This is a genomic window from Aureibacter tunicatorum (assembly GCF_036492635.1).
GTDB classification, from domain to species: domain Bacteria; phylum Bacteroidota; class Bacteroidia; order Cytophagales; family Cyclobacteriaceae; genus Aureibacter; species Aureibacter tunicatorum.
Genome location: NZ_AP025305.1, coordinates 4,722,289 through 4,735,795, shown reverse-complemented (window position 1 = coordinate 4,735,795; position 13,507 = coordinate 4,722,289). Strand labels below are relative to the sequence as shown.

At 37.5% G+C, this 13,507-nt stretch carries 10 protein-coding genes; 1 reads left to right on the top strand and 9 read right to left on the bottom strand.

Annotated features, from left to right (window positions below):
• Window positions 1–70: 70 nt before the first annotated feature.
• On the bottom strand, window positions 71–790 hold the full coding sequence (locus AABK36_RS19820) for a hypothetical protein (protein WP_338390303.1): 720 nt from the start codon (window positions 788–790) through the stop codon (window positions 71–73).
• 247 nt (window positions 791–1,037) lie between these two features.
• On the opposite strand from AABK36_RS19820, the gene AABK36_RS19815 reads away from it, so the two are divergent.
• Window positions 1,038–2,393, top strand: a complete 1,356-nt coding sequence (locus tag AABK36_RS19815) for an ATP-binding protein (protein WP_309936911.1) — start codon at window positions 1,038–1,040, stop codon at window positions 2,391–2,393.
• Between the two features lie 20 nt (window positions 2,394–2,413).
• Here the strand turns inward: AABK36_RS19815 and AABK36_RS19810 are convergent, their stop codons facing one another.
• From AABK36_RS19810 to AABK36_RS19775, 8 genes are all read right to left on the bottom strand, one after another.
• Window positions 2,414–5,230, bottom strand: coding sequence for a hypothetical protein (locus AABK36_RS19810; protein WP_309936910.1), 2,817 nt, complete (start codon window positions 5,228–5,230; stop codon window positions 2,414–2,416).
• 72 nt (window positions 5,231–5,302) lie between these two features.
• A complete protein-coding gene (locus AABK36_RS19805) occupies window positions 5,303–5,488 on the bottom strand; it encodes a hypothetical protein (RefSeq protein ID WP_309936909.1) in 186 nt (61 codons plus the stop codon).
• Between the two features lie 20 nt (window positions 5,489–5,508).
• Window positions 5,509–6,243 carry a hypothetical protein gene (locus tag AABK36_RS19800; protein ID WP_309936908.1) on the bottom strand — a complete coding sequence of 245 codons (735 nt, stop codon included), beginning with the start codon at window positions 6,241–6,243 and terminating at the stop codon, window positions 5,509–5,511.
• A 22-nt stretch (window positions 6,244–6,265) separates the two neighbouring features.
• On the bottom strand, window positions 6,266–9,988 hold the full coding sequence (locus tag AABK36_RS19795; RefSeq protein ID WP_309936906.1) for a baseplate J/gp47 family protein: 3,723 nt from the start codon (window positions 9,986–9,988) through the stop codon (window positions 6,266–6,268).
• A 54-nt stretch (window positions 9,989–10,042) separates the two neighbouring features.
• Complete coding sequence (locus tag AABK36_RS19790; RefSeq protein WP_309936905.1) at window positions 10,043–10,456, bottom strand: GPW/gp25 family protein; 414 nt, start codon at window positions 10,454–10,456, stop codon at window positions 10,043–10,045.
• 56 nt (window positions 10,457–10,512) lie between these two features.
• Window positions 10,513–10,803 carry a PAAR domain-containing protein gene (locus AABK36_RS19785; RefSeq protein ID WP_309936904.1) on the bottom strand — a complete coding sequence of 97 codons (291 nt, stop codon included), beginning with the start codon at window positions 10,801–10,803 and terminating at the stop codon, window positions 10,513–10,515.
• A gap of 26 nt (window positions 10,804–10,829) precedes the next feature.
• The gene (vgrG, locus tag AABK36_RS19780) at window positions 10,830–12,593 is read right to left on the bottom strand and encodes a type VI secretion system tip protein VgrG (RefSeq protein ID WP_309936903.1); all 1,764 of its coding nucleotides are present in this window, start codon (window positions 12,591–12,593) and stop codon (window positions 10,830–10,832) included.
• Window positions 12,594–12,622: 29 nt separating this feature from the next.
• Window positions 12,623–13,498 (bottom strand): CIS tube protein, encoded by an 876-nt coding sequence (locus tag AABK36_RS19775; RefSeq protein WP_309936902.1) that lies wholly within the window; start codon window positions 13,496–13,498, stop codon window positions 12,623–12,625.
• Between the last annotated feature and the right edge of the window lie 9 nt (window positions 13,499–13,507).

Sequence of the window (13,507 nt, the reverse complement as noted above, 5' to 3'; positions counted from 1 at the left end):
TGTAAATGTCATTAAATAATCATTATGACTTTGGCATATTTTGGTTCTTTAGTTAGAGATATAGCCAAACTTATTGCTTTATACTCCAATGATTTTCATTCCATATAAACTTTGGAGTATTTTCTTGAATCTCATATAAAAAATCTATATCAAAATTAGGATTTACTTGTTCCAGACTCGTATCACTATCTTCAAAATCTCTAAAATCAGTTAATTTTGCTACTATTTCATGATTACTTTTCTTTACTTGATATTCTATAAAAAAATAATCTGATATATATTTGATATCTTCTTGAGTATAGTTTTTATCGATAAAAAAATTATTCAATGTCAATTTATCCTTATTCAGCCATTTGAGGGTATCACTATTTTCGATTTTAAAAATGGCAATTTCATTAGAGTATTTTAAATCATACTCATCTTCATTTATGTGAATTAGAACAATTAAATCTTCTTTATTTAATAATTCAACAATGTTATTAATCTGTGCACTATAACGTCCTTCAGCATAAACCATACGTATTTCATCTTTTGTTATCGAGATTTGAGGATCATTGTAAAATACATCTCCAACTGAATAATAATATTTCCCTTTACAGTCTTTATTAATTTCCTCACCATTATCTGGATCAATTTTGACTAAAGGAAAATGGTTATTAAATATATCTTTATAACAATTTTCTCCTATCAACAAATTATTATACCATACCACATCTTTTTCTTGAGCCTGCAAACCCTCGAAAGAAAAAAATAAAAGAAAAGACAATACTAATACTCCTAATACTCTCAATTTACAATTCATTCTATTAAGCCTTGATTTGATAAAAATATAACAATACTATTTAGCTCATAACTAAACTTTAATTATCTAAAATATTATTTAGTTATAAAAATAAATAAATTTAACACATTTAAATGTTGAATATAAACTTAAAATATTAAATATTTACTCAACAAACATTACAAATAAATATATTTTATTAAAATTTAAATATCATATTCATTTTATCAAATGATATTAAAATACATTAACACACATGGAGCATAACTTTATAGACATCGAATTATCTTGGTTGGAGAGTTGTATCACAAAAAAGATTAATAAAGACCTTTCAAAGAATATAGATTCGACGATTTCTAAGCAAAATGATATAGTTATAGATTCATATTATAGTCAACTAGCTTCAAAGTTATCAAAGTCAGAAAGGCTCATATTAATTTTAGCGTTGGCTCAGTATATTGCTCCCAAAAAGCTGTTAGCTCTAATGACAGCTAAAGAAGAAGATCTCACTATAGGCGGACTTACACTTCAAAACTCATATAGCGGATTTATCCCAACCATAGACACAGCATTATATCTATTAACAAACGACAAGTATTCGATCGTTAACCGTTTGTCTTCATTAAACCTCTTCGACTCCGAGTCAACACTCATCCGAGAAAATATTATTCAGCTGGAAAAGCAAGATTCATGGACGCCTTTTACAGCATCTGTACTCACGATTAATCCCTATGTGCTTCATCAAATTCTTTGGAACAAGCCTTATGTGCCTGCGATGAGCAGCTCATTTCCAGCTGAGAAGATCACTACTGAGCAAGAGTGGTCGGATATGGTGGTGAATAGAAAGACTGAGAAACAGCTGGAAGAAATATTGAGTTGGGTAAAGCAACGCAATGCGATGAAGAGTATTCCTGCCGTAGCTCGAAAAGTATTGCCGGGCTACAGAACGTTGTTTTATGGGCCTTCAGGCACAGGAAAGACTTTGGCGGCGACATTGATCGGCAAGCTGACGGGCTTGGAAGTTTATCGCATAGATTTGTCCAAGTTGGTGTCCAAGTATATTGGCGAGACTGAGAAGAACTTGAAGCAAGTATTTGACATTGCCGAGCAACACGATTGGATATTGTTTTTTGATGAGGGAGATGCTATCTTCGGCAAGCGCAGCGAGACCAGCAGCAGCAATGATCGCTATGCGAACCAAGAGGTTTCTTATTTGCTTCAAAGAGTTGAAAGGTTTCCGGGCACAGTGATTGTAGCGACGAACTTCAAGACGAATCTCGACAAGGCATTTTTGCGAAGGTTTCAGACGATTGTTCATTTTCCTGCTCCAAATGAAGATACGCGCAAGATGCTTTGGGAGAAGGTGTTCAATGATGAAGTGCCGAAGGAAAACGACTTTGATTTCAGTTTTTTTGCGAAGAATTTCGAGCTAACGGGCGCCAATATCATCAATGTATTGCAACAAGCGGTTGTATTGGGTTTTGAGGAAAATGGCGGAACAATCGGCAAGCCTCAACTGACCAGAGCCTTGACCCGTGAATTAAGCAAGCTGGATAAGTTGGATATGAAGACTGAACGCAAGCTGATCTTTGAGCATGAGGAGTGTTGTTGATAAAAGCCCAAAGGCGACAATTATTGTCGCCCTAGAGAGTTTTCAAACAAGAACTCGGTAAGTTCTTCCGATAATTTTTTGAATTTCTTTGTAGCGCTGCCTTTGTCGTGCAGTTCTGTTTTCCAGTCGATGTATTTCTCCTCAAAATGTATCATGTCATCCAGTTCAAGCCAATGAATATGCGGCATAACATATGCAGGAAGTTCTTCTTGCACGAGTGCGGCGAACATATTTCTAAATTCATTTTTAGAGAATCTGTGAGTCCAAGCTGGCAGAACTAGGCTAATTCTGAAGTTGTAGAATTCTTCAGGCACTCTATTGGCTTCTTTGTGATTTTGAATGAAGAAACCGATTTTTCTATCATAATCAACAATTACAACCTCATTGGAAAGGAAATGGAACAAGTTTTCCTTCAAGTCATAAGTCTCTTCTACAGAATTGTATTTTTCAATACTGTGGAATTTGACATTTAGTTTTTTGGAGTTGAAAGTTATCTCCAGAGACTTGTCTTCCAAGCTTTCAATCTCATAATAGTCAGGATTCTTAAGCTCCTCTTCCAGCTCTTTTACGATTTTATTTCGTTCCTTAAAACTGAAGCATTTGTCAGAGTATAGTACTTTGTTATAATTCTGATCCAGTATATAGATTCCGAATTTTGTGTCTTCGTTTTTAGGTCTCAATAATATGTGCTCTAGCAGATGCATGCCTTCGCAGTGCACATTGAATTTGGTGAAGAACTTAGTAAGCTCGTTTACAGCCGTATTGGTTGTCTTTTCAGTATCGAATTCTCCGATATCCCACCATTCGTTTTCATTGCCTTGATATACGACTTTGTATTTCTTGTCTTCCGTTTTTCCAATCATATAATTGTCCAAAGACAGGCCGTTGACAAGCGCTTGAATCGGAGCTTTTTTGTCCTTGAAGAAAGAGAATTTATTCAGAAGATCCGTAGCGCTATCTCCGTTTTCCAAAGGCTCGATATCAATATTGTCGATATAATCAAACGACCTGTCGATCATATCCATTTTGTATATTTCAGACTCATCCGCGCTAAGTTCGATGATATCAATTTCATTGAAGCTTTTCGTAAAGCACTTTTTGTCGTCAAATCCTGCTTCTTGATTCAATGAAAGAAGACTTTGCAACTTCAGTTCAAAGATTGATATAGGGAATTTCTTCTTGTGCGTATAGTTGAAAGCCAATGATTTGTTGCTTTGCAAGTATTGAATATTGGTAAGCAACTCCGCCTTGTTCTTAATTATATTTTTAGCTAATTCTTCTTCATTGAAATAATTGAATTGCGTTAAAATATTGAAAGACTGTTCTTCACCATATACACCCAATAGGAAGTCCAATAATCTATTTTTTCGATCAATATAATTGTCCAATAGATTATTAATGTCCTTCAGGCCTTTAGCGTAATTCTTATGTATTGGTTGTCCACCAAGCATCTCGTGGTATACTTTTTCATCAGTATCTTCTGTATTAACCACTTGATCCAAGTTAGGAACATTGGTTAGTTCTTGATAAAAGTACGATTGCTGCTCTTTGTCGTCAAATGAGAATAGCTTCTTGACACTGCCTAGTTGACTTAGGAAATTAGCCATTATTTGCTCGTAAAGAACAAGGTATGCTTTAAGTTGCTTGGCTTTCCCTTGAGAAGCCAAGTCTTTTGGATAAGTAGGTCCTTCGTGGCTTATACCGTATAGCGATGGAAAATCTTCTTGGATCGAGTGGTATTTGTCTATATTCTTAAGATCCTTGCTGGAAGATATGCCTTCGCTTGATTCGGTGCTTTTTATATTCCTTTTATAGATGGATTTGAACTCATTAAGCTGCCTTTCGATATTGGCTATTTTCAAGTTGTCCTGAGGCATGCCTTCTTTTGACAACTGAACATTGTGCTTTTCGAAAGTTAGCTCTTGCACTTCATCATTGATCAGCGTGAGTTTTTTGTTTTTCGGTATGGGAACTTGAGTTTCGTGCTTTTTACCTTCGGTTTCTATGTTGAGGTTTTTAACGCCTGTGATTCCATCAATTTGCATGATGATTTTGATAAGATCGGAGATGATGATCTTAGTGGTCTTGGGTTGTAGTTCCTCATCTTTTATAAATCCGTTGGCAAGCAATGGCCCCTCATATATTTGCTCTTCAGAATATCCTTCTTCCAATAACTCCTGCTTGGAGTAGATTTTTACTACCGGGTTCAAAGATTGCTCAATTTCGAAAAGAAGACGGGCGAAGATTTCTTCAGGGTCGGCATTATGGCTGATTTCCACATCAGCATGCAATGTGGCAGGAATGACATCGATTACGTTCAAGTCTTCAATGTCTTCGCAAAGATTCCTGTTTTCATGGAATATAGCTTCGATTTTGTCAACGATTTCCTTTTTGCTAGTTTCATCTTTGATGTTGGAATCAATATCCACCATCAACTGATAAATACCGTTGAAAAGGGAATTTTTCTCGCTGATTGGCTCTAGCCATACATTGTTCACCTCGAATACTTCATCAAATATCTTTTTTCTGATGTCATTGAGAGTTACCGGATTGGATGAAAACACTTCTTCCGGCTTTAAGAATAGGTTGAGATAATTGTTTTGATCATGAAGGTGATCATTGATATCAAAACGCGTTCTGTAGGTAAGATCGGTAATAGCAAAGCAAAGCTGCTCGAGTATGGTTACTCCAGGGTCATGAATATTATAGTCTGTCCATTTGCTTCCTGACAATTGCTGAAGATAGGCGATTCCTCTGGAGTAGAGAAAACGAGCGTCTATTCCGAGATTGTTATTTTTGAAATTTTCTTCCGTTTCTTCAAATAATGGAGTTTCCATAGGTGTTCGTCTTAGTCTTGCTTTGTGATAATCTTAAGTTGAAAATTGGCGTTTTGATATTTAATATCAATTTTAATTACCGTTCACGTCGTAGCTGATGCTATTTAAAATGCTCTCTTCCGGCTGGCTAGTTTGCTCATTCGCTTGTTCGTTTAGCTTGCCGATTAATTCATAAACCTCTTCAAAAGGAAGCTTGCCCAATGCTTTGAATATTGTATTAGCTTCGTCTATGCTTACGTTAAGTGTTATGTTTTTCATTAGATTCAGTGTTATGTATGTTATTGATTTAGCGAATTGTTCATGAACTCATCATCCCAAAGTCTTGAAACATGGAAGTGCACGAAGTATTCTCCATCGTAGTCTGTTTTTGTTCTCATCTCAAGGGAGAAATCGTACGTTGTACCCTTGAATCTAAGATCGATTTTATTTCTTCTGCTTCCATAATATGCCTGCCTTACGTCAATCTTGTGCTTGGATTTTCCGTAGGTTGAAATGGCGAATGCATGCAATAAAGCGTATTTACCAGTCTTCTTCTTTCCGACGCCGGCTACAATTTCAAATGCATGGCAGCCATTGAGGTTTTCAATGATTGGGTGCCATTTGCCGTTTGCCGGGATAGAGCTTTTGATTAAAGTTCCTATTCTTCCTTCTTGTCCGATAAGGCCTTTCACATCCAGCTCATGCTTGGGATATGGATTCTTGATACCGACAAATCCATTTTGCTGCATGGAAATCACAGGCAAGCTTTGAAAGTTATTGATATGCAAAGAGCTGTTTGACAAATCTGTGCCAATGCTCCATGCGGGATTCTTGTCTTCAATACTTCTGTAAAAGCTGATAAGTTTTGCTGACGCTCCAACAGGAGATAGCATCAGGCCGTTTTCATAGCTTTTGGATAAACCATCATCGACTTTGTTGCTCATGGAGTCTATCAAGTCGTTGAAATGCTTTTCCGAAGGCAATTGGCCTTTTTTGAAGTAAGTTTTAAGCGTATTTCTATTTTGTAAACCCATAGTTTTTTCGTTTCAATAAGCTTTAGTCAATGATAAAATCTTGACCTAGCTCTAAATCAGTGATACCTGCTTGATCTATGCCCTTGTCCGATCTGTCGTTCAGTACTTCAATCTGGTGATTTTGAGCAGGAACTAATGCCGCCCAAGGTTGCGTAGCTGTCAATATATCTGAATTTTCGCTTTTTCTTGCAGTGTCTATCAAGACGTGATCTCCGTTAAGGCCTTTTGCCGTTTGGATCATGGAGAATTTAGTGATGAATTCAACATATTCTAATGATTTGATAAAGCTGACAATATCGGATACATTTATAGAGCCGCCAAGTTCCACATACGTTCCCTTATTGTTTCCAAGAATGAAGCTATTGATGTCTTCTTTTACTTTTTGAAGATAGAAACCATAATTGTAGCTATGTTTGAACTTGATCGCGCATATTACCTTGACTCTTTCATAAGCTGGATTTCTTGTTTCCACCTTGATGAAAGGAGATACAATATTCTTGATGTGCGATTTTATATTGTAAAGCGTTTCGCTGTTGACCATTGGCTCAGCGCTATTCAATGCTTTTGTTGATTTAGGACTTACCACAAGCAATGTATTCCCTGATTTTCCATACCTGCTGTTGATATTAGGCAAGCATGTGACTTTTTCGATTTCTGGGAATTTATCTAAAATCAATCGCTCAAAGTCCCAAGGAGATACCGCTCTTGCTCTATGCCTTAGTCTTTCAGAGACTCTGGTGTAGAATTGGGTTTCATTTTCTTTTGAGATTCCCCCATCAGAATCAAGAGGTTGCTCCACTTTCTGGACGCCGATAATATTGTTGGTGGAGCGTTTGATGCTTCCCTCAGGCAATATTTGGTTTGGATGCAGATCGCTAAGCGTCTCGGGCTTCAATATCGTTGCTGTTACAACTTGCGTCGTTATGTCAATAAGATGCGATGTTACATGTATGTTGTTTTGAACAGAAGCTCTGATCCAGAATAGTTCAGGATCCAATAGGTCGTTGCCATTGCTGATTTCATAAGGCAGTTCAATGATTGTCACGCCTGTTTTTAAGAAACCGTTGGTTGTATCCATCAAGATCTTGGCAGACGAGATTCTTCCCCACTTATTATTATGTAGATATTCCCATTTGATTTCCGGAGGATTATCTTCGGAAGAAGCACTTGACTCATCCTGCATATTGAATAGTATGCTGACGGTTTGCATTGGTTTTACTCCCAACAGTCCCAACATCAACGCGCCTTCATATTCAAATGAAGGAATGATTTTTATTTCTTGTCTTTCGGTTGTAGGGAAGACTTTTTGATGTCCATCAGGCAGTATATGGAATACTTCACCTATTTGGCCCAGACTTTCAATACTGCTGGAGTGATTGTCCAGAGGAATTACTGTTTCCGCGATATAATCTATGGAAATAGCTTTAAGCTCTGGCGTAATAGGCTCTTTTGGCAGTTCCTTATTGTTATTGAGCTTCAAGATATTCGTCTTGGCATTGTGCATGCTCACTTCAGATAACAATGAAGGATAAATATCATGGCCAAATCCATGCTGCGGACCTGAAAGCTCTATTTTGATGAATCCATTTTGAGTTAAATGATCGTAATGGACATCTTTGTAAATATTTTTGAAGTCTGGAATAAACTTGAGCTGTCCGACATTTATGTCTCCTAGGATAGTATGCTTGGACAAATATCCTTTTTGCTCGGGATCTTCCTCATCTCCGGTATTTTTTGTTCTGAAAAGCTTGAACTCCTGAGGTACATCTGGTTGCCATTGTCCATGCTCCAAATTGGAAACATTGATTTCAAAAGAAGTATTGTCAATGTCAAGTTCATAATCTTTGTAGGCTTCGTAAAGGCCTCCCGCGTTTTCAGTGAGATTATACCACTCCATATTTATTTTTAGCTCTTTGAGCTTTTTCATAAATACTTCGCCGCTGCCCAAAAGCAGATAACTTCCTTTTACCGGCTTAGGGCCAAAAGGAAGAAATGGAGAACTCTGGCTAACCTCTCCCAAGTTGTTGTAAAGCCTGATATTCTTAATGCCTGTAGAGGTGGTATTAATGTAAATATTATTTAGCTGAAGCTTGTTCAGGAATGAATACCCATATCTGTAGGCATTTTCATTAAGATGAAGAATCAATGAAGGGTGGGCGGTTTTTATTGGCGCTCCATCCATTTTATGAATTTCGGGGTCAAAGTTGACAATTTTGCCATCGTTCTCTTCCATGACGAAAGCGATATTGATAGTAGACGCTTTCACATCTCTGCTGACAGCAAAGTTTGGAATAATTTTCCAACCTTCTTCTCCAGTGATCTGAAGTTTGAAAAGGTCATTAAGCACCTTGGCTAGATTCTCCTCAGTCTCGTCGTTGTTGTCGGCTTCGGAGTATCTTATCATTTTGTCAAAGTGCTTGTAGCTCTCTTTTTCTATTTCAAAACGAATTTGCACGTTTCTTTTTCCTTCATTAAGAAAAAGAGCAGGGCTGGAAACAATGAAGCCAAGAGAAGCTTTATCCATCGCTTGGTCTTGTTCGCCCTTATATTCTTGTCTTTCGCCAAACGGAGGGTAAGCGACTTTTTGAATATTCGAACTTTCATCTTTTTTATCCTCTTTGACAGGAATCTCATGCTTGAAAATGTTGGAAATCATTTTCTTAGCATTTCCTTGATCATTTAATGTATGATCGGATAAGTAATAAGAAAGCGCTTTTTTTATTTTTATGTTATTTAGAACTATTGGATAGTCGACTTTATATTCTATCGGTTCGCCAGAATCATTTTGGCCAGCAGAAAACAACTGGTCTTCATTGATTTTGGCGAAATTTGCATCCTTGTTAAGAATGAAATTCAAGAATACTTGGTCTTTGATTTCTTTGCGTGGAACCATTTTTAATATAGTTCCGAAATAGTAATCCAAGTACCTTTTTGTAAAGTTGTTCAGCGAGTTTTGAGGATAACCATATAGCTGAACAAATGTCAATAACAATGCGATATGAGGTTGATGATTATTCTTATGGAAGGATTCTTCCATGTATTTATACGCATTGTTTTTGATGTTGATAATGACTTCGTATACGGATTGAAATATTCTTTGGATAACAGGACTAAGATCTGAAATGCTTTCAACATTTTTTAGTTCTTCGTCATTCGTGTCATATACGATATCCCAAATATTTCTTCTGAAATCTTTAAATTGTTTATCCGAGTCAATGTCGTCAAGCCATTTTTTCTCCAAAGAGATATCAATCACTCTTTTAAAGCGCTCCAAGGAATAGGCTAGCTTGCTATTGATGGCGGCAATCAAATCTTTTCGAATCATAGATTCAACGAATTGCGACTGCTCAATTTCGTTGAGTTGCATCAACCAGCTATTGAAGTTGCTCAATACACCAGTTAGCTCCTTTATGGATTTTTTAAGATATACCTTTTTTTTAGGTTCTCTTTTGAATTTGGTTATTTTCTTCAAATGAGAGAGGAAAAGCTCCTCTTTGCCCATGAGGTCATAATATGAAATAGCCGCCAAAACCATCATTTCATCTTTAAGCAAGAATGAAAGATCACCCACAGCTTTGTCATCGGCATTGTGGAATTTGAGTAGTTTCGACAGTCCTTGAATGTAAACCAGCATATCTCCTAAATCTCTTTCATCTATTTGAGCATAGTCGAAATCAGTGGAGGATATTTGCCTTTTTTCTCTGAGAACTCCTTCCCTTTTATAAAAAGATATTTCTTGATTCATTTTCGTCGGTGTAAAATTAGGCCATCAGCAAAACTAGTTGCGGAGCTACGCCCCTTATATTTCATTTCTAATTGATTCCACATAATATGGAAATACTAGATTATCTTTTTGATTGCTCATGAGCACAGTATATTCAAGGCTAATGAGCAATGTTCCTTCAAGAACTCCTTTGGTATTGAAGTTTACTTCATCCAACTCAATACGAGATTCAAATCGCTTGACAGCTTTTTTGATCTTTTGGCGAATTTGTTCGAGAAGTGGACCATTAATGTTCCTGAAGTTGAATTCCCTCAAATTGCAACCGTATTCCGTGAAAATCACTCTCTCACCCGGTTTAGTATTTAGCAATATATGAAGACTTTCTTTTATATCTGTTAGATGCTTGGAGAGAATTGGAGTTCCTTGCTCTTCATCAAAAGCTGGAGGGAATTTCCATCCAACACCTAAAAAGTTAAATTCATTTTCCATATTGTAGACTTGTTTACTCAGTGAAAATGCTTAATAAATAGTATAAGCAAGAAAAATCAACCGCCTATCATAACAGTCGGCTCTCCCAAAACAATGCTTCCGCCATGAGCTGTGGTATCTCCTAATCTCGCGGCTGGCATACCACTGACCATTACTGTCGCTGATCCCTTGACAATTGAGTCCGGAGGACCAGAGCAAACACACATATCTCCGACTTTCGCCGCAGGCTTGCCGCCTATCAGCACTGTTGGAGCACCTGGGCCACTAATAGGTCCGCCCACATGCGGTACCACTCCCGTTACCATAGGGCATACATGATTATCTGTTAGTCTTGCTGCTGGAGGCATATATTTGTTTGTTTGTAGTTTGAAAATTAGTTGATCATTACCATTCCGCCTTTTATCACTGTTTGCGCGGAGCCTTTCACTTCGCACATTGCTCCTTCTGCCGCGAATTTAGTGCTGCCTTTTGCTTGAACATTCATTCCCTCAGCTATGAGGTCGGCGGAACTTTTGATATTTATTTTTCCAGTAGAGTTGAGTGTTGTGGCGCCTTTTACCTTAATATTGAGATCCTTGCAGCTCTCAATGGCAATGCCATCTTTACTCATCACTATTTTATTTTTATTTTGATCGGTAAGCGAAATGGTTTTCTCAGTATCATTAAGCATTACCATGTTTTTTTCAGGAGTATTGATGATGATTGCATTGTTTTCCTCGTCAAACTGAAGTGTTAATTTGGTTTTTGTCACTATAGCTTTTTGGAAATTATCTTCAGTTAATGGAAAAGGAGGCGCTGTTTTTGGGTTGTGCACACTTCCCAATATTACTGGATTTCTTGGATCTTGATTAAGAAACCCTACAATTACTTCATCATTTACTTCAGGGATAAAAAAGCTTCCCGCTTCTTTGTGCGCGTAAAAAGTTGCAAGCCTGGCCCAAACGCCAATATTGTCTTCTTGAAGTGTTGGAATAGCTACTCTGACTTTGAAAAGTCCAGTAGGGTCATTCGCAAGCTCTTTTACAACACCGCTGGTGAGTCCTGAAATTGTAGGAAGCAATCCAGACCCGGGAGCTGTTAAGGCTTCTTCTTTAGGAGGCGTCACGCCGATTTCTATAGTTGTTGTCCATTTGCCTGAGGACAAGCTATGTTCGACACTTCCCGCAAGCGCTTTGCCGTCAATTTTCGCGCTGATGCCTTTAATCTCGAATATGTCTCCAGGCAATAAATCTGAGGTCCCAAAGCACTCAACTGTTCCGCGTATTTTTGAAGCAATCGCTTGCTGATGAATGGATGTAGCCCATTTATCCAGTTCCGACTGATCCATTATAGATGCGCTTTGCAAATTGAATTCTTTTAGCTTTAGCACTCCCGCTAATTTTTTGGAATCCATGTCGCCAATACTATTCTCTTTGGTTCCGGAAGATTTTCCTTCTAAAATAGCTTGTCCTGAGGCATCCCATGCAAAAGCTGACATTTTATCAACTTGATGTATTGCATTTTGCTTAGTATTGATGCGAATAAGGCTATCTATATAGGTCAATGTACATTTTGCTGAGCCTGTTAATTCCAATGGTTTTACATTCACTTCACCATCGCTTACGAATGCGTACATGTTATTTGCTCTAGCTCTTTGCAGTAAAAAAGTCCAGTCAGATGAATAATGCTGAATCAATTCTTGATGTTTGACGCTAGTGGATTCAACTTTGCCTTTAAGTCCATTGTCTTTGATGATTTTTGACAATGCGTCACTGTCTTTGCTTTCAGAGAACGTTTTGTTTTTTGGAGATATAGTCAGTTTGATAGATTCATCTCTGCAAATGACAGATATTTCAGTTTTTAGTTTATTGATACTATGGTCGACTCCTGTGATTATGCCTTTGAATACTGGTTTTAAAGTTTCCTCGTATCCAAGTTCAATTTCTACTTTTGAACCAGGTTGCAAAGACTTCATCGAACTGCTTAGCATTCCATCTTTTTCCGCGGAGTAGATATCCGCGAAAACTACTTTGGCGATCGGAACTTTGTTGATCGCTTTGATGGTATTTACCTTTCTTAAAGCTAAATCCGTAATTTCTTTCCCCTCTATTTTGACCTTGCAAACTGGGTTCTCTTTTGCTTCGATGATGGATGCCATATGTTTGTATCAGTTTTGTCGTGTTAAATTTAGTTTGGCTTTATGACATTGTTCAATTTTTTAGCGGAATTGATTACTCCATCCACATTCAGTCGTTTAGCATTTTTTACCACATTATTGATATTCAGCTTTGCGCTGGCAAGATCTTTTGACGCATCTTTTACTTTATCCACGATGCTGCTGACTTCGTTTATATTTTTTGGAAATTTTAGCTTATCGCCTGGATTAATGTCTCTAATACTTGTTAGGTTGTTTACTTCCGCTACTTTAACAACATCTCCTGCACTGCCATAGATGCTTTGGCACAGGTTGGGTAGCGTATCCCCTGACTTTACTATTGTTTCAGTGAAACTGACCGCTGCTGTTAATGCTGCGATAGCTGCTCCAACTTTGCCTGGCTCATTTGAGGCAAACTCCGAGCCCATGTTGGAGTTGGTTAGATCTTTATGAGTTTTGAATTTTAGAGCTACTTCGGCCCTTAGAGGCTTTCCTTCACTGCTAAACATTTTATAGCTGATATTGAAGGAGTTTGTTACCGCGCTTGTGAGTAAGTCAGACCCTCCTATAGAGATAGTCAATGTATTGGGAAGCAAGGCTTCTTTGGCAGTGTCTTCAGTAAAAAGCGTTTCACGTAGTTCTTTAATCATCAAATAAACGGACTTCGCTGATCCGCTTAGAGAAGGTACGGCATTAGTAGAATCCAACATTAAAGAAAAGCTGAGCTCTCTTGATTGTTTTTTTAGGTTCTGAATATTAGTGTTTTGTTCAGAAGCAGAATCGTTGGACTCATAGCTTAGCGTTAGTGAATCATCAATAGTATTTGGATTCAGCATGGCTGTAAAGCTACCACCTGTATCGCTGGTGATTTCCAGTTTCTTTATATTTGAACTACTTAATAAACTCATAACTCATAT

Excerpts from the sequence above, each read along its gene's own strand:
- AABK36_RS19815 (WP_309936911.1), top strand. The coding sequence starts at position 1,038 with ATGGAGCATAACTTTATAGACATCGAATTATCTTGGTTGGAGAGTTGT.
- AABK36_RS19785 (WP_309936904.1), bottom strand. The coding sequence starts at position 10,803 with ATGCCTCCAGCAGCAAGACTAACAGATAATCATGTATGCCCTATGGTA.
- vgrG (WP_309936903.1), bottom strand. The coding sequence starts at position 12,593 with ATGGCATCCATCATCGAAGCAAAAGAGAACCCAGTTTGCAAGGTCAAA.
- AABK36_RS19805 (WP_309936909.1), bottom strand. The coding sequence starts at position 5,488 with ATGAAAAACATAACACTTAACGTAAGCATAGACGAAGCTAATACAATA.
- AABK36_RS19800 (WP_309936908.1), bottom strand. The coding sequence starts at position 6,243 with ATGGGTTTACAAAATAGAAATACGCTTAAAACTTACTTCAAAAAAGGC.
- AABK36_RS19810 (WP_309936910.1), bottom strand. The coding sequence starts at position 5,230 with ATGGAAACTCCATTATTTGAAGAAACGGAAGAAAATTTCAAAAATAAC.
- AABK36_RS19795 (WP_309936906.1), bottom strand. The coding sequence starts at position 9,988 with ATGAATCAAGAAATATCTTTTTATAAAAGGGAAGGAGTTCTCAGAGAA.
- AABK36_RS19775 (WP_309936902.1), bottom strand. The coding sequence starts at position 13,498 with ATGAGTTTATTAAGTAGTTCAAATATAAAGAAACTGGAAATCACCAGC.
- AABK36_RS19790 (WP_309936905.1), bottom strand. The coding sequence starts at position 10,456 with ATGGAAAATGAATTTAACTTTTTAGGTGTTGGATGGAAATTCCCTCCA.